This is a genomic window from Streptomyces sp. BHT-5-2 (assembly GCF_019774615.1).
In the GTDB taxonomy this organism is placed as follows: domain Bacteria; phylum Actinomycetota; class Actinomycetes; order Streptomycetales; family Streptomycetaceae; genus Streptomyces.
Genome location: NZ_CP081496.1, coordinates 4,645,820 through 4,669,626 on the forward strand (window position 1 = coordinate 4,645,820; position 23,807 = coordinate 4,669,626).

At 70.1% G+C, this 23,807-nt stretch carries 27 protein-coding genes and 1 pseudogene; 14 read left to right on the forward strand and 14 right to left on the reverse strand.

What is annotated here, in order from left to right; genetic code table 11:
- The first annotated feature begins 82 nt into the window (after positions 1-82).
- The 5 genes from K2224_RS20565 to K2224_RS20585 all read left to right on the forward strand — a co-directional run bounded on the left by K2224_RS20565 (position 83) and on the right by K2224_RS20585 (position 6,504).
- Positions 83-1,528, forward strand: coding sequence for an APC family permease (locus tag K2224_RS20565; protein WP_221907978.1), 1,446 nt, complete (start codon positions 83-85; stop codon positions 1,526-1,528).
- An 89-nt stretch (positions 1,529-1,617) separates the two neighbouring features.
- Complete coding sequence (locus K2224_RS20570) at positions 1,618-3,258, forward strand: amidohydrolase (protein WP_221907979.1); 1,641 nt, start codon at positions 1,618-1,620, stop codon at positions 3,256-3,258.
- A 285-nt stretch (positions 3,259-3,543) separates the two neighbouring features.
- Positions 3,544-4,158: a GPP34 family phosphoprotein gene (locus tag K2224_RS20575; protein ID WP_221907980.1), complete on the forward strand. Its 615-nt coding sequence runs from the start codon at positions 3,544-3,546 to the stop codon at positions 4,156-4,158.
- 252 nt (positions 4,159-4,410) lie between these two features.
- On the forward strand, positions 4,411-5,613 hold the full coding sequence (locus K2224_RS20580) for an IS110 family transposase (RefSeq protein ID WP_221909414.1): 1,203 nt from the start codon (positions 4,411-4,413) through the stop codon (positions 5,611-5,613).
- Between the two features lie 99 nt (positions 5,614-5,712).
- Positions 5,713-6,504, forward strand: coding sequence for an SDR family oxidoreductase (locus tag K2224_RS20585; protein WP_221907981.1), 792 nt, complete (start codon positions 5,713-5,715; stop codon positions 6,502-6,504).
- 137 nt (positions 6,505-6,641) lie between these two features.
- On the opposite strand, the gene K2224_RS20590 is transcribed toward K2224_RS20585, so the two are convergent.
- The 4 genes from K2224_RS20590 to K2224_RS20605 form a co-directional block, all read right to left on the reverse strand.
- Positions 6,642-7,652, reverse strand: coding sequence for a RimK family alpha-L-glutamate ligase (locus K2224_RS20590; RefSeq protein ID WP_221907982.1), 1,011 nt, complete (start codon positions 7,650-7,652; stop codon positions 6,642-6,644).
- A gap of 335 nt (positions 7,653-7,987) precedes the next feature.
- Positions 7,988-8,356 carry a MerR family transcriptional regulator gene (locus tag K2224_RS20595; RefSeq protein ID WP_221907984.1) on the reverse strand — a complete coding sequence of 123 codons (369 nt, stop codon included), beginning with the start codon at positions 8,354-8,356 and terminating at the stop codon, positions 7,988-7,990.
- Positions 8,357-8,745: 389 nt separating this feature from the next.
- Complete coding sequence (locus K2224_RS20600) at positions 8,746-9,225, reverse strand: DUF3574 domain-containing protein (RefSeq protein WP_260692845.1); 480 nt, start codon at positions 9,223-9,225, stop codon at positions 8,746-8,748.
- A gap of 153 nt (positions 9,226-9,378) precedes the next feature.
- Positions 9,379-10,224 carry a hypothetical protein gene (locus tag K2224_RS20605; RefSeq protein WP_221907986.1) on the reverse strand — a complete coding sequence of 282 codons (846 nt, stop codon included), beginning with the start codon at positions 10,222-10,224 and terminating at the stop codon, positions 9,379-9,381.
- A gap of 263 nt (positions 10,225-10,487) precedes the next feature.
- Between K2224_RS20605 and K2224_RS20610 the strand changes: the two genes are divergently transcribed.
- On the forward strand, positions 10,488-11,351 hold the full coding sequence (locus K2224_RS20610; protein ID WP_221907988.1) for an LLM class flavin-dependent oxidoreductase: 864 nt from the start codon (positions 10,488-10,490) through the stop codon (positions 11,349-11,351).
- A gap of 42 nt (positions 11,352-11,393) precedes the next feature.
- Here K2224_RS20610 and K2224_RS20615 read toward each other — a convergent pair whose 3' ends face one another.
- Positions 11,394-11,783, reverse strand: a complete 390-nt coding sequence (locus K2224_RS20615) for a VOC family protein (protein WP_221907989.1) — start codon at positions 11,781-11,783, stop codon at positions 11,394-11,396.
- 203 nt (positions 11,784-11,986) lie between these two features.
- Between K2224_RS20615 and K2224_RS20620 the strand changes: the two genes are divergently transcribed.
- Complete coding sequence (locus K2224_RS20620) at positions 11,987-12,874, forward strand: LysR family transcriptional regulator (RefSeq protein WP_221907991.1); 888 nt, start codon at positions 11,987-11,989, stop codon at positions 12,872-12,874.
- Between the two features lie 31 nt (positions 12,875-12,905).
- Here K2224_RS20620 and K2224_RS20625 read toward each other — a convergent pair whose 3' ends face one another.
- Entirely contained in the window at positions 12,906-13,304 is a 399-nt protein-coding gene (locus K2224_RS20625) for a GNAT family N-acetyltransferase (RefSeq protein WP_221907992.1), read from the reverse strand.
- A gap of 109 nt (positions 13,305-13,413) precedes the next feature.
- Positions 13,414-13,575 carry a hypothetical protein gene (locus K2224_RS20630; protein WP_221907993.1) on the reverse strand — a complete coding sequence of 54 codons (162 nt, stop codon included), beginning with the start codon at positions 13,573-13,575 and terminating at the stop codon, positions 13,414-13,416.
- A gap of 215 nt (positions 13,576-13,790) precedes the next feature.
- Between K2224_RS20630 and K2224_RS20635 the strand changes: the two genes are divergently transcribed.
- Positions 13,791-14,006, forward strand: coding sequence for a hypothetical protein (locus tag K2224_RS20635; protein ID WP_313904786.1), 216 nt, complete (start codon positions 13,791-13,793; stop codon positions 14,004-14,006).
- A gap of 63 nt (positions 14,007-14,069) precedes the next feature.
- On the opposite strand, the pseudogene K2224_RS20640 reads toward K2224_RS20635, so the two are convergent.
- Together K2224_RS20640 and K2224_RS20645 are read right to left on the reverse strand one after the other, a co-directional pair.
- Positions 14,070-14,516 (reverse strand): annotated as a pseudogene (locus K2224_RS20640) (SGNH/GDSL hydrolase family protein); the annotation flags it as partial.
- Positions 14,506-15,075, reverse strand: a complete 570-nt coding sequence (locus K2224_RS20645) for a PadR family transcriptional regulator (protein WP_221907994.1) — start codon at positions 15,073-15,075, stop codon at positions 14,506-14,508. The gene K2224_RS20645 and the pseudogene K2224_RS20640, both read right to left, overlap by 11 nt.
- Positions 15,076-15,225: 150 nt before the next feature.
- Between K2224_RS20645 and K2224_RS20650 the strand changes: the two genes are divergently transcribed.
- Positions 15,226-15,657, forward strand: coding sequence for a nuclear transport factor 2 family protein (locus K2224_RS20650; RefSeq protein WP_221907995.1), 432 nt, complete (start codon positions 15,226-15,228; stop codon positions 15,655-15,657).
- 109 nt (positions 15,658-15,766) lie between these two features.
- Here K2224_RS20650 and K2224_RS20655 read toward each other — a convergent pair whose 3' ends face one another.
- Positions 15,767-16,498, reverse strand: coding sequence for a glycosyltransferase (locus K2224_RS20655; protein WP_221907996.1), 732 nt, complete (start codon positions 16,496-16,498; stop codon positions 15,767-15,769).
- Positions 16,499-16,544: 46 nt separating this feature from the next.
- Between K2224_RS20655 and K2224_RS20660 the strand changes: the two genes are divergently transcribed.
- Complete coding sequence (locus K2224_RS20660) at positions 16,545-16,826, forward strand: hypothetical protein (RefSeq protein ID WP_221907997.1); 282 nt, start codon at positions 16,545-16,547, stop codon at positions 16,824-16,826.
- Here K2224_RS20660 and K2224_RS20665 read toward each other — a convergent pair.
- Positions 16,804-17,109, reverse strand: a complete 306-nt coding sequence (locus K2224_RS20665) for a helix-turn-helix transcriptional regulator (RefSeq protein WP_221907998.1) — start codon at positions 17,107-17,109, stop codon at positions 16,804-16,806. The genes K2224_RS20660 and K2224_RS20665 overlap by 23 nt on opposite strands.
- Before the next feature lie 126 nt (positions 17,110-17,235).
- On the opposite strand from K2224_RS20665, the gene K2224_RS20670 reads away from it, so the two are divergent.
- Complete coding sequence (locus K2224_RS20670) at positions 17,236-17,556, forward strand: NIPSNAP family protein (protein WP_221907999.1); 321 nt, start codon at positions 17,236-17,238, stop codon at positions 17,554-17,556.
- A 68-nt stretch (positions 17,557-17,624) separates the two neighbouring features.
- Here K2224_RS20670 and K2224_RS20675 read toward each other — a convergent pair whose 3' ends face one another.
- Positions 17,625-19,079: a M64 family metallopeptidase gene (locus K2224_RS20675; protein ID WP_260692846.1), complete on the reverse strand. Its 1,455-nt coding sequence runs from the start codon at positions 19,077-19,079 to the stop codon at positions 17,625-17,627.
- A gap of 429 nt (positions 19,080-19,508) precedes the next feature.
- Between K2224_RS20675 and K2224_RS20680 the strand changes: the two genes are divergently transcribed.
- Both K2224_RS20680 and K2224_RS20685 read left to right on the forward strand, forming a co-directional pair.
- Positions 19,509-20,294, forward strand: a complete 786-nt coding sequence (locus K2224_RS20680) for an amidohydrolase family protein (RefSeq protein ID WP_221908000.1) — start codon at positions 19,509-19,511, stop codon at positions 20,292-20,294.
- Positions 20,295-20,446: 152 nt separating this feature from the next.
- Positions 20,447-21,322 (forward strand): N-acetyltransferase, encoded by an 876-nt coding sequence (locus K2224_RS20685; RefSeq protein ID WP_221909842.1) that lies wholly within the window; start codon positions 20,447-20,449, stop codon positions 21,320-21,322.
- Positions 21,323-21,381: 59 nt separating this feature from the next.
- Here the strand turns inward: K2224_RS20685 and K2224_RS20690 are convergent, their stop codons facing one another.
- Positions 21,382-22,755: a cytochrome P450 gene (locus tag K2224_RS20690; RefSeq protein ID WP_399020097.1), complete on the reverse strand. Its 1,374-nt coding sequence runs from the start codon at positions 22,753-22,755 to the stop codon at positions 21,382-21,384.
- A gap of 351 nt (positions 22,756-23,106) precedes the next feature.
- Here K2224_RS20690 and K2224_RS20695 point away from each other — a divergent pair, with 351 nt between their 5' ends.
- On the forward strand, positions 23,107-23,574 hold the full coding sequence (locus tag K2224_RS20695; protein WP_221908001.1) for a hypothetical protein: 468 nt from the start codon (positions 23,107-23,109) through the stop codon (positions 23,572-23,574).
- Positions 23,575-23,598: 24 nt separating this feature from the next.
- Here the strand turns inward: K2224_RS20695 and K2224_RS20700 are convergent, their stop codons facing one another.
- Positions 23,599-23,769, reverse strand: coding sequence for a hypothetical protein (locus K2224_RS20700; RefSeq protein ID WP_221908002.1), 171 nt, complete (start codon positions 23,767-23,769; stop codon positions 23,599-23,601).
- Positions 23,770-23,807: the final 38 nt, after the last annotated feature.

Genomic DNA, 23,807 nt, shown 5'->3' on the forward strand with positions numbered 1-23,807 from the left:
CGGTGATCCATTGACAAGCAACGTCACGGGCACGGGCACGGGCCCACAGCACGGAACGCCGCCCGGGCACCGCCCGGCCGCCATGGAACGGTCGCTCGGGGTCGGCGGCGCGGTGGTGCTCGCGGCGTCCAGCACCGCGGCCACCAGCAGCATCGGCATCGGACTGGGCCTGCTGGCCGGGGTCGTCGGCCTGCACCTGCCGGCGCTCATGCTGCTGGCCTTCCTGCCGGTGCTCGCCATCGCCGGCGCGTACGGGCGCCTCAACCGCGTCGACCCCGACGCCGGCAGCAGCTACCGCTGGGTGGGCCGCACCCTCAACCCCTGGCTGGGCTTCCTGACCGGCTGGGTCAACGTCGTCGGCACCGTCGTCTTCATGGCCTACACCACCGCCGTCACCGGCTCGGCGGTCCTCCAACTCCTCGGCGAGGCCGGCCTGGTCCGCATCGGCCGCCTGGCGCTCGACCCGGACTCCACCCTCCAGTCGACCCTCATCGGCCTGGCCGTCCTGATCGCCGCCGCCCTGGTCGCCGTCCGCGGGCTCGACCTCGCCGCCCGGCTCCAGCGGTACCTGCTGGTCTTCGAGTACGCGGTGCTGCTCGGCTTCTGCGGATACGGCCTGGTCGCCGGCGACCAGCCGTTCTCGGCCGAGTGGTTCGACCCGTTCGCGCTGCCCTCGGCGCAGGCGCTCGCCCAGGGCATGGTGCTGGCGGTGTTCTGCTACTGGGGCTTCGAGTCGGTCTTCAGCGTCGGCGAGGAGGTCCACGACGCCCGGGACGCCTCACGCGGCGGCTTCATCGCCCTCACGGCCATGATGCTGCTCTTCCTCCTCGCCGGAACGGCCTTCCAACGGGTGCTGCCGCTGGGCGAACTGGCCGACAACGGCGCGCACGGCCTGACGTACTTCGGCGCGAAACTGGCCCGACAGCCGTTCGCCGCCCTGCCGTTGATCGCCCTGACCTTCTCGGCGGCGGCCTCCCTCCAGGCCGCGGTCGTCCCCACGGCCCGCGGGATGTACGCGATGGGCCGCGACGGCACCGTCGGCCGGGTGTGGACCCGGCTGCACCCACGCCACCGCACCCCGGCCGCGGGCACCCTGCTGATCACCGCGATCGCCGTCGTCCTCGCCGTGCTGTCGCTGGTCATCCCCACCGTCGGTGCGCTGATCTCCGCCGCGGTCAACGCCATCGGGATCGTCGTCGCGCTGTACTACGCGCTCACCGCCGTCGCCGCCGCGGTCCGCTTCCGCCCACTGCTGCGCACCGCCCCCGCAGAGGCGCTGCGGGTGGTCGTCGCACCGCTGCTCGGCGCGCTCGTCCTGCTCGCCGTCGGCGGATATCTCGTCTGGGACTTCTCCCGCTCGGCGGACCACTTCGAACTCTCCGCAGACAACGGCTGGTTCGAGCTGTCGGCGGTCGCGTTCGTGATCGTATCCGGCCTGCCGGCCGCCGCCTGGGCCCGCTGGCACCGCCGCGCCCCGTACTTCCTGCCACGAACCGACGAGGATCTCCCCGCACGCCCGACCGACTGACCGCCCACCGGACACCTCGCCACACCAACCACCCCAGCCCACCGACCCGACCTGCCCCGACCCGACCCGACCCGACTGGAGAACAACCCATGCCCAAGGCCGACCTGGTCTTCACCCACGGCCCCGTGCACACCGGAGACCCCGCCCGCACCCGGGCGAGCAGCCTCGCCGTCACCGGCGAGCGGATCGCCGCCGTCGGCCACGACGAGGTCCGGGAACTGATCGGCCCCGGAACCGAAGTCGTCGACCTCAGCGGCAAGTTGCTGCTGCCCGGCTTCCAGGACGCCCACATCCACGCCGTCTTCGGCGGCCTGGAACTCGCCGAGTGCGACCTCACCGGAACGACCGGCGTCGATGCGTACCTGCGGCGGATCCGCGAGTTCGCCGACGCCCACCCCGAGCGCAGCTGGGTCACCGGCGGCGGCTGGTCCCTGGAGAGCTTCGCCGGCGGCCTGCCGACCCGCCGACTCCTCGACTCCGTGGTGCCCGACCGCCCCGTCTACCTCCCCAACCGCGACCACCACGGTGCCTGGGTCAACACCCGCGCGCTCGAACTGGCCGGCCTCACCAAGGACACCCCCGACCCCTCCGACGGCCGGATCGAGCGCGAGAGCGACGGCACCCCCAGCGGCGTACTCCAGGAAGGCGCCACCGCCCTGATCACCGGGCTGATGCCGCAGCGCACCGCCGCCGACCGCCTGGCCGGCCTGCTGCGCGCCCAGGAACTGCTGCACTCCCTGGGCGTCACCGGCTGGCAGGACGCACTGCTCGGCGCCTTCCACGGGCAGGCCGACCCGTCGGACGCCTATCTGACCGCCGCCCGCGCGGGCACGCTGTCCGCCCGCGTCACCGGAGCGCTCTGGTGGGACCGCGCCCGCGGCGCCGAGCAGATCCCCGAACTCAGCGTCCGCCGCAGGGAGTTGACGCACGGCCGGTTCCGCGCGAGCTCGGTCAAGATCATGCAGGACGGCATCGCCGAGAACTTCACCGCCGCCATGACCAGCCCCTACCTCGACGCCTGCGGCTGCGCGACCGCCAACACCGGACTGAGCTTCGTGGACCCGGCGGCACTCCGCGACCACGTCACCGCGCTCGACGCACTGGACTTCCAGGTCCACTTCCACGCCCTCGGCGACCGCGCGGTCCGCGAGGCCCTGGACGCCATCGAGGCGGCCCATACGGCCAACGGCCGCCGCACCGCCCGGCACCACCTCGCCCACCTCCAGGTCGTCCACCCCGACGACCTGCCCCGCTTCGCCCGGCTCGGCGCCGTCGCCAACATCCAGCCGCTCTGGGCCGCCCACGAACCGCAGATGGACGAACTGACCATCCCCTTCCTCGGCCCCGAACGCGCCGCCTGGCAGTACCCCTTCGGCTCCCTCCTGCGGGCCGGCGCCACCCTCGCGGCCGGCAGCGACTGGCCCGTCAGCAGCCCCGATCCGCTCGCCGGCCTGCACGTCGCCGTGAACCGGCGGGAACCCGACAGCACCGACGACCGGATCTTCCTCCCCGAACAGCGCCTCGACCTCACCACCGCCGTCGCCGCCTACACCGCCGGCGCCGCCCACGTCAACGGCCACGACGACGCCGGCACCCTCCAGGCCGGCCACCTCGCCGACCTGGTGGTCCTCGACCGCGACATCTTCACCGCCCCGCCCGAGGACATCGCCCGTGCCAAGGTCCTCCAGACATACGTCGGCGGAACCCGCGTCTACACGGCGACCACCTGACCCCACCAGGCACGGCTGCCGGACCGGCCCCGCCCCGGCAGCCACGCCTCTCCCCTCCCCCTCTCAACGCGCACGATCGGGCCGGAGCTGGTCTGCTGGATTGCGGGGACCGTCGCGCTCCACGCAGGAGTGAGCCAGATGCCGACACGCCGGAATCCGCAGGTCAGCGCCAAGATTCAGGGCACCGCCGAGAAGCCCGCCAGGGCCCTCGCCGCACCACCGGGATCACCTACCGTGACCATGGCCGCGCCCCTTCGCCACTCCCGATCTCCCCGGACCTGACCCATGACCACCGCACGGGACCTGATGCTCACCGCCCTGGACGTGGCGCCCGGCCGCCCCCCGGAACAAGGCAACCTGTCCCTCGCGCTCGCCGGTGCCGAGGTCCTCGACCTCCTGGAAGCCCAGGCCGTCACCCTGGACGACGAGCGCATCCTGCCGGGCTACCGCCCCACCACCGACGACCCCCTGCTGGCCCGGGCCGTCGCGTCACTGCTCCGCGAGCCGCCGTACGAGTCGGTCGACGACTGGCTGTGGCGCCGGGGCCGCGGCCTGTCCGGAACCTATCTGACGACGCTGGAGGCCGAAGGGCTGCTCAGCCGGGAGCGCCGGCGCGGGATCCCCTTCCGGGGCGGCCACATCGTGCTGGCCGACTCCCCGGCCCGGCGCGATGCGGCACGGCGCCGGACCTCGCAGGAGCCCGTCCTGACCGCCCTCACCACCGCCCTCGGGCTCGGCGGAGCGGACCCGGGCGCCACCGCCGACTCCCCGAGCGTGGACGACAACGGCGTGGACACCGTGCTCGCCGCCGTGCACAACGCCCTGATGCAACTGGAGGGCCTCCGCCAACGACGCGCCATCGAACAGGCCGCCTTCGACAACATCTGGCGCGGCGACTGACCACACCGACCGCCCCCCCATTACCTTCTTGGTGGCCCCGCAATGGGGCGCCCGGCCTTCGGAGTTGGCATGACTTTCTCCCCCTGTCGAACGTATGGCCTGGGGGGTGGTGTCACCGGCTCCGGAGGCATCGACAGACCGCTGATTAGGGGCATGACCACCGGCTTGTCCGCAGGTCGGGAGGCTCTTCGTAATGTGGATGTGGCGATCGGTGCCGTGGGACGGCCGGGCGGGAACGACCAGAGGACGCACGTGATCGACGTCAGTGAGATCGGCGCCTTCCTCGGCCTGGACGTCGGCAAGAGCGAACACCACGCCACCGCCGTCACTCCGGCCGGAAGGAAGGCCTTCGACAAGCGGCTGCCCAACAGCGAACCCAAGCTCCGCGACGTGTTCGCCAAGCTGAAAGCCAAGCACGGCACCGTGCTCGTGGTCGTCGACCAGCCCGCCTCCATCGGCGCCCTGCCGCTGGCCGTGGCCCGCGACATGGACTGCCCCGTGGCTTACCTGCCGGGCCTGACGATGCGGCGGATCGCCGACCTCTACCCCGGTGAAGCCAAAACCGACGCCCGCGACGCCTTCATCATCGCGGACGCGGCCCGGTCGATGCCGCACACTCTGCGGGCCGTCGAGCTTGCCGACGAGGCAGTAGCCGAGCTGGAAATGATCGTGGGTTTCGACGACGACCTGGCCGGCGAAGCCACCCGCATCAGCAACAGACTGCGGGGACTGCTGACACAGATCCACCCGTCGCTGGAACGGGTACTGGGACCGCGAATGCAGCACCCAGCCGTGCTCAAGCTGCTCGACCAGTGCGGTTCGCCGGCCCAGGTCCGCAAGGCCGGACGGCGTCGGCTGGTGAACCTGATCCGCCCAAAGGCACCACGGATGGCGGAACGGCTCGTCGATGACATCTTCACCGCCCTGGACGAGCAGACAGTGGTCGTGCCAGGCACGGCCGCGGCCGCATTGATCGTCCCCAGCCTCGCCAGCTCGCTCCAGTCGGTACTTGACCAGCGCAAACTCCTCGCCACAAGGATCGAGGAACTGCTGGAGGCTCACCCTCTTTCCAAGGTCCTGACGTCCATGCCGGGGATCGGCGTCAGGACCGGAGCACGCATCCTCATCGACATCGGCGACGCCAGCAGCTTCCCCAGCGCCGCCCACCTCGCCGCCTACGCCGGCCTCGCCCCGGCAACCCGCAGTTCCGGGTCCTCCATCCGCGGCGAACAGCCATCGCGCAGAGGAAACAAACAGCTCAAACGCGCCTTCTTCCTCTCCGCGTTCGCCGCCCTGGCCGACCCCGTCTCCAGGGCCTACTACGACAAGAAGATCGCCCAGGGAAAACACCACACCCAAGCCCTCCTCTGCCTCGCCAGACGACGAGCCGACGTGCTCTTCGCCATGCTCCGCGACGGCACCTTCTACCAACCCCAACCAGCCCCCACGGGTTGACGAAACCCATAGGGGCACCCCCCGCGATCCCATGCGCCCTGTCGTCCCGGGCTTGATCTGGTGTACGGTCTTTGCCCGACCCAGCAGGGGAGATCACCTATGGCTGACCGACCCTATCCCTACCGATCCGCGCTGATCACCGGCGCTTCCAGCGGCATCGGCACGGCCATGGCACGGCAACTGGCCGCCCGCGGCACCACCTTGACACTCGTCGCCCGCCGGGAAACCCTCCTACGGGGCCTCGCCGAGGAATTGCGACAGGCCCACGGTGTCGAGGTGGAGGTGCTGCCGGCCGACCTCACCGACGCCGAACAGCTGGCGCAGGTGGAGTCCCGCCTCACCGACACCGACAGACCGATCGAGCTGCTGGTCAACAACGCCGGTTCGGGTGGCGCCGGCGTCTTCGCCAACCTTCCGGTGGAGCGGGAGGAGACCACCCTCCGCCTGAACAACGAGGCGGCGCTGCGGCTCACCAGGTCCGTCCTGCCGCGGATGCGCGGCGAAGGACACGGCGGCATCCTCAACGTCTCGTCCCTCACCGGTGAGTTGCCCTCGCCGTCGCTCGCCACCTACGCCGCGACCAAGGCGTTCCTCACCCACTTCTCGGAGACCCTCGCCATCGAGAACCGCGGCTCGGACATCCACGTCACCGCGCTCCTGCCGGGCCTGACCAAGACCGACTACTTCGCGACGAACGGCTTCGCCGCCGCCCCGCTGCCGGGCTTCTTCTGGTTGGCGGCGGACAAGGTCGCCGCCGCCGGCCTCAAGGCCGTCGCGGCAGGGACCAGGCGTTGCGTGCCCGGCGTCCCGTACAAGGCCGCGACCGCCCTCCTCCACATCACTCCCCCACCCCTCAAACGCACCCTGGGCCGCTACCTGTGGCACCGGTGAGACCTGCACCGGTAAGTCGGGGATCGGGAAGACCGGCATCTGCGATACCGGTCTGCTCGACCGCATGCCTGGGATTCGTCCTCGTCCCTTGCGCCGTCCCCTCGCGCCAACGACCGCCCGCCCACAACTCCCGTCCCTCAGGCGGTCGTCGGTGCCTGGCCGGCCGAGCCTGACTGCCGCTGCCGCTCCTCCGTACCGACCGCCGCGCCGGCCTCGGTGCCGGCACCTCCACCGCCGCCGGCCAGGACCTTCTCAATGGCCGCGGTGATCGCGGGGACGACCGTGGTCATACGGGGGCGCCAACCAGGCACCGCATTGACCTCGCAGACAGTGTGGCCACCTTCGGCGGTGAAGAGCAGGTCGACCCCGGCAAGGGTCAGCCCGAGCGTCCTGGCGGCCCGGACTGCCAGGGCCTCGCCCTCCGGGTAGCGGCCCAGGCACAGTTCGGCGGCGGCGCCCCGTGCGAGATTGGACGTCAGGGAACCGTCGCGGGAGGAACGGACCTGCGCCGCGACCGGCTCCCCGTCCACGACGATCACCCGCAGGTCCCGGCCGTGGGACGCGGCTACGTACTCCTGCAGGATCAGCGGCACGTCCTGGGCGAGGCTGCCGGACACCGACTTCAACATCTCCTTGTCGGGGACCAGGAACACATGCGCACCGTTCCGCCCGTTGACGGCCTTCAGCACGCACGGTGTCGCCACCTGCGGACTGCGCACCACGCCCCCGAACGGTGCGGTGGCGTACGACAGGGAATCGGGCACCGGCAGACCGGCCGCGGCCAGCTCCTGGAACTGCCAGATCTTGTTGCCGCACAGCTGGTGGGCGGCCACCGAGTTGATCAGGACGGCACCCATGTGCTCCAGGTGCCGGAGCAGGGTCAGTTCACGGTGCTGCTCCATGGAACCAGGCGTCTGTCGCACCACAACCACCTTGGGCGGCGGAACGTCCTGCCCCCCCAAGGTCTGGAGCGCCAGTCGACCGCCCCTCACCCCGAAGACGAGCTCATCGGAATGCCATACCGCGAACCGCGGCCCGTAGGTCCGCTCCAGGGCTTCGCTCAGGGCCCGGGTCGCGCGCATCAACGGCGCAGGGTGCTCCCGCGCCAGCACCCAGACGTCTGCTGGTGCGTCGATCACCGACGGCATCCTGGCTCCTCTTCCTCCGCACTGCCTTCCAGCGCCTGCACAACCTTCACTGCCCTGAGCGTCGTCGCTGACTTCAATGCCTTCGCTGACTTCAGCGCCTTGCTGTCTCTCGTGTCCAGCGGGCCGACCATCGGGAGTCGGAAAGATCCTCTCCCCGGCCCGAACGAAGAAAACCCGCACCGGCCACAGGCACCCGACTGCGACGATGCGACGACTGCGAGGGTTGTGATGCCTCCGAGCGTATCGGTGGTCGCCGCCCGGCGTGGCACGACGTGGCGCTCCCAGCCTGCCCATGAGCCCACGCACCCGCGCACCGGCGGGGGCCGCCGACGTTGTCAGGCATTCCCCAGGGCAGCAGCCTGTTCGGTCACGGCGACGGCCCGCCTCAAGGCCGCCCGACTCTGCGTCAATTCCTCAGCGCGACGGTCGAGTTCGGCCAGTTGGGCGCGAAGCGTGTCCAGCACCCCCGGGCACGGTCGCAGCGAGCCGTCCGCGCGCCCGCACGGCAGCACCTGACGGATCAGACTGGTCGACAGCCCGGCGGCCAGCAGGGCACGGATCTGCCGGACCCGCTGCTCCGCGTCATCGTCGTAATCGCGGTACCCGTTGGCGAGGCGGTTCGAGGCAAGCAGCCCCACCCGCTCGTAGTACCGGAGCAGACGCTCACTGGTCCCGGTCCGCTTCGCCAACTGCCCGATCAGCATCGCTCCCGCTCCCCCACCCTGGTCGGCCTGCCCCGGCGCCCCCACAACGCCCGAACCCGCGACCACATTCCCACACAGCGCCACACCCCACCGCACACGCTCCCAGCGAGCCACCAGCCGACCGGCAACCGACCCACCGGCCCACGGCGCCCTATGACTGATAAACCGCGGAAATCTGGCCGACGAGGACGGTGCCGGGGGCGTCCACCACGACATCCGGCTCCGGACCGCACCGGCAAGTCATCGGCACCCTCGTCGACGACCTGGAACGGCTGGGCCCCGTCCGACGCAAGCCCGACCCCGCAGACCGCCGAGCCAAACCTATCCGCCCCACCGAACGCGGCCTGCTTCGGATGACGCCATCGCCTTCCCTCGGCACGAGGGCGCGATCAGAAGTCGACGCGCTCGCTGTCGTCGATGCGGGCCACCGACTCCTGCTGGAACCGCTTGTCGTACGCGGCGCGGATCTGCTGGATCTTGCCGTTGTTCCGGCGCGCTTCAGCCGTCGGGTAGAGGAGCGTGACCTTGTACGAGCGCTCACGCTCGATCTTCCCGTGCGAGTCGCGGTACTGGCCGTAGGCGTTCTCGACGGTGAGGCCGGCGGGAAAGCGCGGGGTGACGAAGGTGTCCACGAAGGAACGGAACTCCTTGTCGGTCACCGGCGCGCCGCCGTTCGGCTTGGCGGTGCCGAAGAGAAGCTCGGTCTTGATGTACGGCTTGCCCACGGCGGCCACGGATGCCGGTGCCTGGGACGGGCTCGCGCTCTGGTCGTCCAGGGCTGCGTACGCGACGGAGCCGCTCGCGCCCAGGAACGTGGCGACGAGGGCGACCACCACAATGCGGGCGCGGGAAGCGATCTTGAGAGACACGGACACGATTTCCTTCCGATCCTGTTGACGATGCTTCAGGACCGTAGCGAACGGCCATGCCCAACGCACGGCATTCAATGGCGATTTCACCCTGCGGTGGTGGTCGGATGGCGGCCGCCGAAGGGCCTGCGTCGGCTTGGGCGGACCGTGTCGTCAACGAGGCATGGGCAGGTCGAGAAGCGGTCCCAGTTCCGCATCGGTGGCCGGCCGGAGCGTCGAGAGGATGTGGCGGGCGGCAGACAGGTCGGTGGTGCGGCCGTCGACGGTCACGGTGGAGATCAGACCACCCTGACGGAGGCGGAGTTCCTGGTGTTCGTAAGTGCCTTTGTGGGCGATGAGTTGACGGCCGTCGCCGTCGTCCGTGCACTCGATCGCCTCCCCGATCGGAACGGGACAGCCCCTGGCGTCGGTGCGGCGGGTGTCCTGGCCCTGGTGTTCCACGGACAGGTTCAGGTCAGGGGTGCCGGGGCGTTCGTACTGGGCGCCGAAGGTGTGCTCGCCGGCTCCGTTGATGCGCAGGGTATAGCCGCGGGGCGGATCGCCGACGCGCAGGAGTGCCCGATCCACATGGTTGGCGGTCAGCCATGTGCCGAGCGTGGGGGGCTGAGCGGAGGCCCAGGCGTCGTACCCGACACCCGCGGCGAGGGCGACAGTGGCGCCGAAAGTCGCCAGTCGCATGCGGGCGCCCGGGAGGAAGAACGCGGCGGCGAGCGCATAACACGCTCCCCCCAAGGGAAAGAGCAGCCCACTTCTATCGATTCCGCCCGATTTCATCTGCAACGCCACGGCGCCGATGGTGGCGGCGGTCCCGAATCCGTAGACGCCCGCCGCCCAGACCCAGCGGCCGCGCGTCCGTCGGGCAAGCGGGGCGAACGGGGCGGCGGCGACCGCGAAGGCCGCCAGGAGGCCGATCGCAAGCGCCACCACGACGGCGCAGACGGTGACGACGACGAGCATCCGGCTGGTGAACAGCGCGAGCAGGACGACTTCATACTGCACGGAGGTCAAGGCGCAGCCCACCAGCCCCACTACGGCAAGGTGAACAGCAATACGCCACGATTCGGGTTTTCTGGCCATGTTTCATGATCACGCAGCGGGGGCGGCGGTGGTTCCATGGGGAGGCGCTGAAGTGCGTCCGACCCGGTCCGCAACGAGCCGGAGGCACCTGGTCGGCTGGCGCCGTCGTCGGTCGTCCGCCGCCCGGGCGACCGACCACACCGAATCCCGTTGCCGCTTCAGCGCCCCGCACGCATCCTGCTGAAATGCGCTTCTCCATCAACATCCCCAACTTCGGCGACTTCGCCGACCCCCGCAACGTCGCGACCGTGGCCACCGCCGCCGAAGCGGCGGGCTGGGACGGACTCTTCGTCTGGGACCACGTACTGCACCGACAGCACCAGGGACGTCCGTTCGGAGACCCCTGGATGCTGCTGACCGCGGCCGCGCTGGCAACCTCCCGGATCCGACTCGGCCCCCTGGTGACTCCGGTCCCCCGCTACCGACCGCAACAACTCGCCCGCCAAGTCGCCACCCTGGACAACCTCAGCGGCGGCCGGGTGATCTTCGCAGCCGGCCTGGGCGGCCCCATCGAGGACGAGTACCACAGCTTCGGCGACACCGCCGAACCCCGCCTCCTCGCCGAGCGGTTGGACGAGGGACTGGAACTGCTGCGCCGCTTCTGGTCCGGTGAGCCGGTGAACCACCGCGGTCGGCACTACGAGGTTCGGGACGCGACGCTGCTGCCCGCGACCGTGCGGCGGCCCGGCCCGCCGGTGTGGATCGGCGGGTTCTGGCCACGTCGTTCGCCCATGCGGCGGGCAGCGCGGTGGGACGGCGCGGTGCCGCTGTTCGAGACGGCCAGGCATGGACATGCGCCTGACCTGGCGGAGGTACGGGAGCTGGTCGACTACGTGCGCAAGCACCGTACGGCCGAGGCCGACCGCCCCTTCGAGTTCGTTCTCGGGGGCGCCAGCTCCCCGAATCCGGCCGAGGCCAGGGACGTGATCGGCCCGCTGCACGACGCCGGCGCCACCTGGTGGGACGAACGCCAGATCCAGAGCGGCCCCGGCCTGGACCGCCTGCCCCCGGTATTGCGCCGCATCGAAGCGGGCCCGCCGGTGCTCTGACCATCCGAACGCGTCCCGGACGCGGCCCGCGGCTGTGGGTGCTCAGGCATCCTGCGGGTACCAGCGCAGCTCCACGGTGTTGCCGTCCGGGTCCTGCACATAGAGGGAGATGGCGGTGCCCCGGGCGCCGAAGCGTTCACCGGGGCCGTCCACCACGGTGAAGACACCGGAATCGACGACCTGCTGCCAGTCGAGGGGTTCGACCACCAGGCAGATGTGGTCGACGTTGGAGCCCTGCGACCGCTCCTCGGGTGCCTTGACGAGATCGATGATGGTGGTGGGGCTCACCCGCACGGAAGGGAACGAGACCTTGCCGGCCCGCCACTCCGCCACCCGCACCGGTTCCAGTCCCAGCGGGCCGGTGTAGAACGCCAGCGAGCGCTCGATGTCGGCGACGTTCAGAACGAGGTGGTCGAACGCGATCACACGCATGAGTCTCTCCACAAGGTCGTGGCGCCGGAGCGCCGGTGATGGTCGTACGACGGGCCGTGGACACCAACCTTCCGGGCCCGTATCCGGTGGCCACCGGCCTGCCGGCTGCCGCGATCCGTCGTCGGCTTCAGCATCGCCCGGCAGGCATCCATCGGTCCAACACATGCTCGTCATCGATATCCATCGTGTTTCATCATGGATCCATGGACCTACAGCAGATGCGCTATGTCGTCGCGGTGGCGGAGACCGCGAGCTTCACCCGGGCCGCCCAGCGGTGCCACGTCGTCCAGTCCGCGCTCAGCCACCAAGTGGCCAGGCTGGAGAAGGAACTGGGTGCCAGACTGTTCGAGCGGACCAGTCGCCGGGTACAGCTGACCGCCGCCGGGGAGGCGTTCCTGACCGCCGCCCGCCAGTCCCTGGAAGCCGCCGAACGCGCCCGTGCGGAAGTAGCGGCGTCCACCGGCGAGATACGCGGCACACTGACGGTCGGCGCGATCCCCACCGTGGCGGCCGTCGACCTCCCCGCAGCACTGCGGGACTACCGCCTGCGCTACCCCCAGGTCCGAATAAGCCTGCGGGCCGGGTCCAGCGAACAGCTCATCGAACGGGTACGTGACGGCCATCTGGACGCGGCCTTCCTCGGCGTACAACCCGGATTCCAACCCCACGGCGTCCACGACCGGGAACTCGCGCGGGGACAGCACGTCGCCGTGGTCGCCCCCGACCACCCCCTGGCCACCCGACACGAGATCGACCTGCACCACCTCGCCGACGAGACATTCGTGGACTTCGCCGACGGCAGCGCCGCCCGCGCCCAGTCGGACCAGGCATTCACCGCCGCCGGCCTGCAACGCGAGGTCGCCTTCGAGGTCTCCGGGGTGGAACTCATGGCCCGCATGGTCCGCCACGGACTGGGCATCGCCCTCCTGCCCGCAGCCTTCGCCGCCGAACTCCACGGCCTACGAACCGTGCCGGTCACCAATGGACCGCAACGCGTCGAACGCCTCGTCTGGAGCCGGTTCCCCCTGGCCCCCGCCGCCTCCGCCTTCCTCACACTGCTCGGCATCGACACACAGCCCCCGACCGCGTGACCGCATCACCACGCAGCCGCAGCGCAGGTGGTCAGCGCAAGGCGATGAGCCCCGCGTCGGTCGGACGAAATCCGCAGGCATCGAAGTAGAAGGGGCGCAGCCGCTCTTCAAAATCGACGTGGAGCCATTCACAGTCCGCCGCGCGGGCATTTCGCACCGCGGTCGTCACGAGTTCGGTTCCGACCCCGGAATCACGCGCGTCCTGAGCAACCACCGTGTCGAGAACGAAGGCATGGGCGCCACCATCCCAGGCGACGTTCACAAACCCTACGAGCCTGTCGTCTCGCCATGCGCAAACCCAGCCGAGGCTGTGGCGGTGCAGTCGGGTATGCCAATCGATCGGCATCTGGACGTGGCCGAACGCCTCGGCGTGGAGCGCGTTGACAGCAGCGTTTTCGAAAACACCGCGCCACTCGTACGTGATCGCCATACCCCGCATCGTAGGTCGCGCGATGCCGATCCGGCCTGGCTTTTCAGCGGGCGCCAGCCACACCCGTATGCACTTCAGTCGCCGATTCCGGGTCGGGCCGTGGCCCCGGTCAAATGCGCAGACCGACGAGGGCGCCCAGGTTCGTCTCGTAGGCCGCGCCTTGGCCGGTCTCGGTGCCGCTGTCCGCAGCCGCGGCGGAAGCCGCTCCCAACGAGAACAGGACAGCCATCAGCGGAACTGCGACGAGCCGAAGAAAGCGGCGAATGGGCATGAAACCTCCCGAAGTGCATGAATAACCAGAAAAGGAATGCCCATGTTTGCACCACACAGTTGATGCGCCGCGGCTCTTCAGTAGATCGAGTGAAGCAATCGTGTCCTGCGCAGCTCATTGCCCTGCACGACTCATTGTCCTGAGCCCGTCCCGGCCTTCGGCCGATCCGCTGCCACCGACGCTGTCGACAGGAGGAGGCCGAGACCGGACCGCGTGTGCGGATCACGGCGCCGCTCGAACCGCCGATCTCGTTCGTCACCACCTGCCCTCGCCGCGAGGTCTACGAACAGTCGCTGCGGGCGGCCGGGTTCAGTGAGGTGACCTGGTACCCACTGGAGGTGTCCGACGCCGGCATGCGCAAGTTCGGAGCGGACTTCTGGGCGGACTTCCGCGTCAATCCCCCAATGGAGATGTTGCGCTGCCGCGCCTGAACGGGGCCGGATCGCCGGCGGTCGGCGGTCCGGCCTCCTGACCCACCGGCTCGATGAGCCGGTTCAGGCCGGCGCCTCAGGGTGACTGGTCCGGGTCGGTGCAGGCGCAGGTGTCTGGACGGGGAGAAGGTGGGGGCGTTTGGCGGTGTGGGCGTCGCCGGTCGAGCGGCCGCGTAGGCGTCTGCCCAGCCAGGGGCCGAGGGAGGCCACGGCCCAGCGCAGTTCGTGCGTGGTCGCGCGCCATCCGGCGGGGACGGCTGTCTGCGGCGGAGGCAGTGGACGGGTCCAGGTGCCGTCGCTCCCAGGCAGGGCGAGGGCATGGGCGACGGCGGCGGCGATTCGCCGGTGGCCGAGGGGACTGGCGTGCAGCCGGTCCGGGCTCCACAGGCGGGGGTCGGTGACCACGGGGTGGTGACCGGTCCCGGCGACCGTGACTCCGTGGCGACGGGCCGCCTGGCGGATGCGGTCGCCCAGGGCGACGAACCGCGTATAGCCCGGCTCAGTGCCCGGCACGGGCCACCTGCCTGTCCCGCAGGATCGCGATGGTGCGTTCGCACCAGTCGTGGTTGCCCTGCTCGAAGGCCAGGCCGCGCAGGCACGTCAGATACGGGCCGATGCGCTCGCCGTGGCGCAGGTACTCCTCTTCGGTGCGCTCTCCGCGCATCGTGAGCAGCAGCCGGCCGAACAGGTCGGTCTTGGCCTGGGCGAAGGCGGCACCCTCGGTCAGCTGCGCGATCAGCGCCTCGGTGTCGACGTGGTCGGCCGCCTGCACCTTCACGGTCAAGTCATCGCGGATGAAGGAGGGTTTGGTGGCGGCGGCCGCGAAGTGCTCCAGTTCCGCCAGACCGGCATCGGTGACCTGGAAGAGGCGTTTGTTGGGCCGGGCATCCTGGACCACTTCACGGCCCCTGATCAGCCCGTCCTTCTCCAACCTGGTCAACTCGGCGTACAGCTGCTGCGGTTGGGCGTACCAGAAGTTCGCCACACCCAGGTCGAACGCCTTGGCCAGCTGATACCCACTCAGCTCCTCGTCGAGCAGCGCCGCCAGCACGGCATGGCGCAAGGCCATCGAATCGCCTCCCTCTCGTCAGCTACCGCTGTCACTCGTCGCCCCTCGGCCCGGCCTTCTGCTCGTCCGCTCTTTCCGTGGGGGCGCCGTTCATGGTACTCAAGAAAATGACTAATCACATTCATGATGACGAGGGAGAAGTCAGAAGCCATGACCACAGCAGGCCGCTTCCGCACTGCCGTCGACGACCGCGACCTCGCCGCCCTCGACGACCTGTTCACCGAGGACATCCGCCTCTACAGCCCGGTGAAGTTCACGCCCTTCGAGGGCAGGCCCATGGTGATGGGCCTCTTCGGCGTCCTCCTGCGCACCTTCGAGGACTTCCGTTACATCGGGCGGTACGACGGCGCCGCGCAGACGACCGCCGACGGCACCGAGTCCCCGTCGGCGATCCTGCCGTTCCGGGCGACCGTCAACGGCCGGCAGATCCACGGCGTCGACCTCCTGCACTTCGACGACGACGGTCGGATCAAGGAGTTCACGGTGATGGTCCGCCCGCAGTCCGCCGTCCAGGCCCTGGGCGAAGCGGTGCTCGCGGGGCTGGTCGCGGACGGCCTGCTCCCAGCCCGTTCCGATCAGTGAGGAAGGAGGGAGAAGGAGAAGGGGGAAGAAGAGGGAAGAAAGGGGAGGAAGGGGAGGAAGTCGGCGTACCGGGCTGTCGATGTGACGCCGGACACCGACCACTTCGCGTCTACTTCCACTTCCAGCCTGTCTCCCGCAGGGCGGTGACGCGTTGCACCAGCGCGTCGATCCGGGTGGCCGCTTCGGTCGGTTCCCAGTAGTGGTGGGATGCGGTCGTCTGGTCGGGATGCTTGCGATAGAGGACGCTCGGCTCCGCTATGAACTCACCGGGCGCCACGGCCTCCGCCGCCAGGAGCAGCGCAACGGTCTCGGCTCCGGACAGTGCCTGCCAGCCACCGAGTGCCAACACCAGGCGACGGCGTGCGGCGAACGTCGTTGCCTGAACGGACAGGCGCTGCTCCAGCACCTCGCGGTAGAAACGGGCCGGCTCCACGGGGCCGCCTTGAGGGTCGCACGGGCCCGGCGCCGTACTCCCGTCCTCGTGGAGGTCCACGCAGGCGGATACGCACCATGGAACACGTTCCAGGGTCTCGATGTCCCGCTCCAGCGCACCCGGCAGCAGGACGTCATCCGCGTCCAACGTGCGAACCAGGTCTCCCGTCGCACGCGCGAGGGCATGGGTGCGGGTGACCGCTATGCGCGCTCGCAGCCCTGTCCCGAATGTGATCCTGGGGTCATTGGGCAGGCTTTCGGCGGGAATGCCCGAGGTGCCGTCTTCCTGCACGCACCACTCCCATTGCCAGTCAGCCGGGAGCTTTTGCTCGCGCAGGGATTCGTAGGTGTCACCGATGAAGTGGTGGCCGCCTTCGTGCACGGCGGTGATGACGCTGATGGTTCGCATGCAATGGGTCCTGTCAGAGAGGGGTCAGCCCATCCGGGATCATGACATGAACCCATGGCCAAGGTTCACCCTCGGTGCGGAGTACGGCTTCGGCCGTCGATCGGCCGCACAGCGTGCGACGGCGGCTCGCCGTCGGAAGCCGAGCGAGATCTACGCACGCATCGGCATCGCCCTGCGCGAGGTCGACACCGACGAAGCCTCCGCCCACTACCAACCCGGCAACGAGTGCCCACCCGTCACCCGCATCATCATCGACGACCGGCCGCCGGCGACAGCCGCGCGTGACGATGCCAAGGCCCCCCGGATCAGGCGTCCGGGTCGAGGTTGAGCACGGTTTGCAGGAGACCGGGGAAGCGGTCGTTGAATTCGGGGCGCAGGGAGACCCAGCAGCGGGTGCCGTCGGGGCGACTGCGGGTGATGCCGCCGCTCCGGAGCTTCTTCATGTGGTGGCTGAGTGTGGACTGGGCGACGCCGAGGGCGAAGTCGCCGGCGAGGTGCTCCTGGCCGTCGTTCAGTCCCCGCACGATCGCGCGGCGGGTCGGATCGGCCAGGGCCGCCAGGGCGTCGGACAGCGAGACCGCGGAGAGCTCCGGATGGTCGAGAGAGCGCATGGCGTCAGTGTAGGCAGCCTCGCCGATTCATCGATTATCGACGAACGTCGAACATTGGGTGTAGGGTCGCCGGCGAGACGGGACGGGGATTGGGATCGCCGTAGTGCGAGACGAGAGGGGACAGTCGTGATCGTCGATCATCGTGTGTACACCATCCAGCCGGCTCGGGTGGCGGAGTGGGTGGCGCTCTATCGGGAGAAGGGCTATCCACTACAGGAGCGGTACCTCGGGCGGTGCGTGGGCTGGTATGTCCCGGTGGAGGGGCGGCACGACCAGGTCGTCCACCTGTGGGCCTACGAGGACCAGGCCGACCGGGAACGGCGCAGGAAGGCCCTGTACGCCGACCCGGAATGGCAGGCGTACATCGCCGAGATGAAGCAGAAGGGCCTGCTGCTCAACATGGAGAACCGGATTCTCGCGCCGACGGACTTCTCACCGGTTCCGTAGCAGGCCGTTCCGTAGCAGGCCGTTCCGTAGCCACCCGTTGCCTGGCGGCCCGTTCCGTAGCGGGTTGGTCAGGGGTGGCCACCGGGGCGCTGGTCCGGGCGTGCCACGAGTGGGGCGGTGGCGTCCGGGGCGGAGCCACGGCCGTGTTGCACGGTCCAGGTGGTGGAGCGGGTCAGGGTGGCGCGGACGGCGGGGTCGCGTACCGCGGAGGTGGCGTCGGTGACGGTCGCCGACAGGTGGTGAGTGCCGCGGCCCAGGGCGAGTTGACGAAGCGTCACGCGGTCGTGATCCCGGTAACGGCGCAGCTCGTGGCCGTCGAGGTACCAGCGGGTCACCACCTTGCCGTGCCTGGCGTCGTTCGGGCGGGGCAGGGCGAGGCGCGCCGTGGTGCTCCAGGCACCGGCGTGTTCGGCCGGGGCGGCGGGGGTGGCGTGCCGGTAGAAGCCGGCGATCATGGCTTCGGAGCCGGGGAGGTTGAAGGGCTTGCCGAGGGTGCGCATCAGGGAGTCCTCGGTGGGACGGTAGAGCCCCTTGACGTAGTAGTTGCCGCCCTCGTAGGCGCCGACCGGCCCGCCGTCCGGCGAGGTCGCGCCCAGCCAGCGGTACCACTTGGCGCGGGCGCCGGCCATGGCGTCGGCGGTCAGTACGGACGAGTTGGGCTCCGGCTTCTCGGGCCCGGTGTACTGCTCGTATCCCGGGATGCCTGGGTAGGAGTACTCGTCGGCGAGCTTGCCGAGGGAGTGGCCGGTCTCGTGGACGGCGACCTGACTGGAGTTCTCGTCGTGGGCGGAGACGGTGGCGATGCCGTCGTAACCGAGGGTCTGGCTGGGCTCGTTGTAGCCTGCGCCGCCGTACTTCGCGCTGTTGGCGAGCACGATCACCAGGTCGGCCTGTGGTGCCTTGGCGACGTAGGCGTCGACCTTCTGCTGGTCGATGCAGAGCAACCGTTCGGTGTCGTCGCACCAGAAGCGTGCGCCGAGGGCGGTGTTGCGGACGACGTCCTTGCCTGGATCGCCGCTGACTCCGCTCTCCGTGGAGACGGCGTCCACACTCCAGACGTTGAAGAGTTTCTGGTACGTGCGGTAGGGCTCCACGCCGAGGAAGTCGTTCCACTTGTTCTTGACGTCCTGGTGGAACTGGTCGAGTTGGTCCGCGGTGTAGCCGTCGCCGATGACGACGACATCGAGGCGGTCCTTGGTGTCGCCGTTGTCGATCACCTTGGTGACCTGGCCGTCGGCGGCCCGGCCGGCGGCCGTGAGGGCGGGCTTCGGGGCGTGCGGGAACGTACGCGGGACGGAGCGGTAGCCGGAACCGGCCGCCCCGCCGGCGGGGCCGGGGACTTCCACGCGGGCTTGCGGGATGGGTACGGGGGTGGGAGTGGGGGCTGGGGTGGGGGCGGCCGCGGCTGAGCCGGAGAGGCCGGCGAGCGCGAGGGGGAGGGTGAGGGCACAGGCGCCGATGACTGTGCGTATCCCTCTCCGGCGACGGTGCGTGGTGGGTGGCGGAAGGGCGGACTGAGGCACGTAACTTCTCCTTGGTGCTGGGGAGTTGGGGGGTGGCCAGTTGCGTTGCCGGCCCGGCCCTGATCAGGGTCATGGTCAGGGCCGGGCGTGGTGCCAGGCAACGATGGCACGGATCGCGCGGTGCATCGACGGGTGGGGGCCGACGACGTCGAGGGTGTGAATCCGATGGCCTGGTGTGAAAGAGAGCGGCGGGAAAAGGAGCAGCCTGTTGCCGTCGGTCGGCTGTGTGGCCGGTCCGGACGGGAAATTTCACAGGCCGCGTGGCCGAGTGCCCCACCGGGCCCGCGCGTCGGTCGACGACCAAGTCCTCCCCCGCGGGGCTTGACCTTGCCACGGTGCCAACGTTTGAGACTGGGGCCGCGGCCGCGCGCCTCGCGGCTGTTCTTCGTTCACCGACCCGCCCCGACCCGACCCGGCCAGGAGAATCCGTTGATCATCGACGCGCACAGCCATGTCCACGACCCGGTGCACGACCATCTCGCCCTGCTGGACGAGGCCGGAGTCGATCGCGCCGTACTCTTCGGCACCCGGCCGCACCCCGAGCGGGCAACCGATCTGGCCTCGTTCCGCCGCGAGATGAGCGTGCTGGACGAGACGATCGGTGGGCGGTCGGGCGGTGCGGACGGCTACCGAGCCGCCTGGCAGGAACTCGACGCGGCCTGTGCGGCCCACCCCGACCGCTTCATCGGCTTCGGCAAGGTTCGTCTGGACGTGGGGGCGCAGCAGATTGCGGAGGATGTCGAACGGGAGGTGGTGGGGCGGGGCTTCCGAGGGATCGGGGAGTTGACGCCGCCGCCGGACGAGGCCGGTCGGGTCGAGCCGGTGCTCCGGGCAGCGACCGACCACGGTGGACTGCCGGTGGTCGTGCACGGCTTCGCCCCGACCACGGCCGGTGACCTGGCGACGCTGGCCGGCCTCGCCCGCAGGCACCCAGCCGTTCCCCTGGTGGTCAGCCAACTCGGCGGGCTGAACTGGTTGACGGCCGTCGAGCTGGCCCGGGAAACCCCCAACATGTACCTGGAACTGTCCACGGCCCACCTAGTCTTCGCGGTGCGACTCGCCATCGACGAGGTGCCCGAGCGGACCCTGTTCGGGTCGGACGCGCCGTATGGCGACCCGGTTCTCGCCCGCGCCACCGTCGAACGCGTCACCCGGCCGGGAGAGTTGCGCGACCGCGTCCTGGGCGGCAACCTCGCGGAGCTGCTCGGTTTGTGACCGCATCGCCGGGCCCGTCGCGGGCCTCCGACAAAACCACTGGCCGGGATCGTTCACCGCTGGCAGGGTGACCGGCCGTGACAGACAACACCGACAACGACCACAACACCCGCAACACCGCCAGGGCTTCCAGGACTTCCAGCACTGCCGGTATCGACATCACCACGCTCGCCGAGCGGCCGGCGCTGATCCCGCGGATCTACGACATCGACGAGAACTGGCCGGCATTCATCCCGCACGATCCGGTCGCGGCCGCCTACTTGGGCCGCGTCCCGGAGGACTTTCCCCACTACTGCGTGGTGGCGACCGAGGGCGAGCGCGTCGTGGCCCGCGGGCTGAGCGTGCCGTTCGAGGCCGATGTCGACACCGACGCCGATGTCGATGTCGATGTCGATGTCGATGTCGATGTCGATGTCGATGTCGATGTCGATGTCGATGTCGATGTCGATGGTGGGGAGGAGTTGCCGGACGGTGGGTGGGATCGCGTCCTGACCTGGGCGTTCCGGGATCGGCGGGCGATGCGCGGACGCGAGCGTCACCAGGAACACAGGACACGAAAGACGGTCGCCGGCGCGTTGGAGATCACGGTGGACACCGCCTGCCTCGGGCGTGGACTCTCCTCCCGGATGTTGGCCGCGCTGCGCGACGCCGTCGGTCGGCAGGGCCACGACACGCTGCTCGCCCCGGTGCGGCCTACGGCCAAGCACCTCGAACCGCACGTCCCCATGGCCGAGTACATCCGTCGGCGGCGTGGCGACGGGCTGCCGGCCGATCCATGGCTGCGGGTACACGTCAGGGCCGGCGGCACCATCGAGAAGGTCGCGCCGGCGTCGATGACGGTCAGCGGTTCGCTGGGCCAGTGGCGGCGGTGGACCGGCCTGCCGTTCGACCGCGACGGCCGGATCGAGGTCCCGGGCGCCCTCGTTCCGGTGCACTGCGACGTCGCGCAGGACCACGCCGTCTACGTCGAGCCGAATGTGTGGGTACGGCACCGTGTGGAGCGGCCCGGCCCGAACGCCAACAGATAGTCGCGCTTCGCATGCGGGACCTCGCACGGCGACGTCGACGGCGGACGTCGGTCGATGGACTACCCGGGCCTCCTGCGGCTCACGTTCATCCGGATGTCGTCGGCCGCCCAGAGCACGAACCGTTCGATGGGGGTCACCTGGTGCCCGGGGGCCGGCCGGAAGCGGAAGCGCTTGAGCAGTACGGCCAGGACCAACTCGGCCTCGACCATGGCCAGTCCGGCACCCTCGCAGCTGCGCGGCCCGAAGCCGAAGGGGATATGGGCCAGCCGTGGCCGCCGGGCCACCTCGTCCGGGGCGAACCGCTCGGGCAGGAACTTCTCGGGCTGGGGCCAGTAGTCGGGGTTCATGTGGACGGCCCAGATCGGATAGAAGATCGTGGCGCCGGCCGGGATCAGGTGGTCGCCCAACCGGAGCGGTTCGACGGTCTCCCGTGCGCCGTAGGGGCCGGGCGGGTAGAGCCGCATCGCTTCCTTGAGGGTCATCTCCAGGTAGGTGAGGCGTCGCAGGTCGGCGTAGTCGGGCGCCGCGCGGTCGCCGAGTACGCGGTCCAGCTCGTCGGCGACGCGTTCGGCGACCTCGGGATGGCGCCCGAGCAGATACAGGGTCCAGGAAACGGCCACGCCGGTCGTGTGGTGGGCGGCCAGCATCGTCATCATGACGGTGTCGCGGATCCGCGCGGGCCGTTCGCCGGCCGCCACCAGCGCCCCGATGAGATCGCTCTTGTCGGTGCGGGCGGTTCCGGGTCGGGCGGTTCCGGTGCGGTCGGTGTCGCCGGTCCGGTCGGTGGCACAGTGCGCCGTCACGACCTGGTCGACCGTCGCGCGCAGGTGGGCGAGGGCCTGCACGGCCCGCTCGGCGCGGCCTTCCTGGGCGTCGCTGCCCGGTGTCTCGTAGAGCCGTCCCAGGTGTTCGGTGAGGACCTCCTCGAACGCGGCGATCACGCCGTCCGGGTCCGCGACCTCACCGCCCAGCGCGTACGCGCAGATCATCCGCAGGGACAGCGCGGTCAGGTCCTTCTGCAGCCCGACGGGCTCGCGGTCGGCCCGCTCCGCCCGCTCGGCCCAGCGGTCCGCGAGCTCCGTCGTCAGCGCGGTGAACCGTGCGAAGTGCCGCTCATGGGACGGCCGTCCGGCCAGAACCGACAGCAACAGGCGCCGCCAAGGGGCGTGTTCGGCGGCGGGCATCACCTGGATGTTGCCCGCCTCGCACAGCGGATCCAGGAACGCGAACAGCGGATCCGGGCGCTCGTCCAGGCGCGCCGTGGCCTCCAGCAGCACGGGGTCGGCGACCGACACCGCCCACTCCACGCCGGGCAGTTGGAACCGTACGACGGGCCCGTATTCGGCGTGCAGTCGTAACTGGTAGGTGTGCAGCCCGCCGGCCGCCGCGATGGCTCCGGCCCCGCCGTCCGGCCGGGGCCCGGGGCCGGGAATGCTCGCGGCCGCTACATCCGATCCTGCCGATTCTCTCGACTCTTGGGGTTCTCCGGGCTCTTCGGGCTCTTCGGATTCTTTCGGCTGCTGATCCGCTTCAAGGTAGTCCACCGGCACCTCCGGACATCGATACCCGACCGCGGCCGCTCCGTTCACCGGCCGCGTCGTCCGTTGCGTCATGCCTCACGGCATGCGTTGCGTCATGTGTTGCGTCGTGCTTTACGTCATCCGTTGCATCATCCAGTGCAGCACCGATGGGCGGGACTTGGACAGTCCCAGGCATGACCGCGGGTCGGCACTCCCCCAGGCATCGACCGGCCCCTGGTGCACGGGCTGACGTACGTTGGGCCGATGAGAGAAGAGCTACTGGGCGGGCCGCGGGAGCGGTGGCGGGGCTTGGCGCGGCGGGCGCGCTGGGTGCTCGTGGTGTATGTCATCGGGTTCGTGGAGGGGACCTGCGCGCATGTGCTGGATCTCGCGCGTGGCGGGATCCATGCGTACGCGGCCTTCGCCCCGGTGCCGGTGCAGGTGCTTTTCGTGAGCCTGGTCGTGCTCGACCCGCTGGTGGTCGTGCTGGTGGGGCTGGTGCGGCCGGCGGGGGTTCGGCTGGGTGCCGGCGTGATGGCGCTGGACGTGTTGGCGAACTGGATCGTCAACTGGTCCTACATGCAGGCCGATCCGGCCCGATTGCTGCGGCCGGTCGGGTTGCTCCCCATCACGCTCTTCGGGTTGTTCGTCCTCGCGACCGCGGTTCCGGCGCTGCGGGCCGTGCACGGGGCGGCGACGGGGCGAGGGGTGGCGCCGCGCGTCCTGACCTGAGGCGGTCGACTCGGGCGATCGGCCTCAGTGATCGCCGGCCGCTCGTAGGCCGCACGCGATCCGCTGCCATTTGGCGAAGATCTCCGGCCGTTCGTCGGCCCGTGCCCGGTTCATCTCGTCGTCGAAGCGCCGGGCGAGGGACGGGCTGGCGAGCGCCTCACGAATACGCTCGACGGTCCATGGCAGGGTGCTCATGCCTTCCTCCCTTTCCAGCGTTGTGAAGCCGTCAAAGA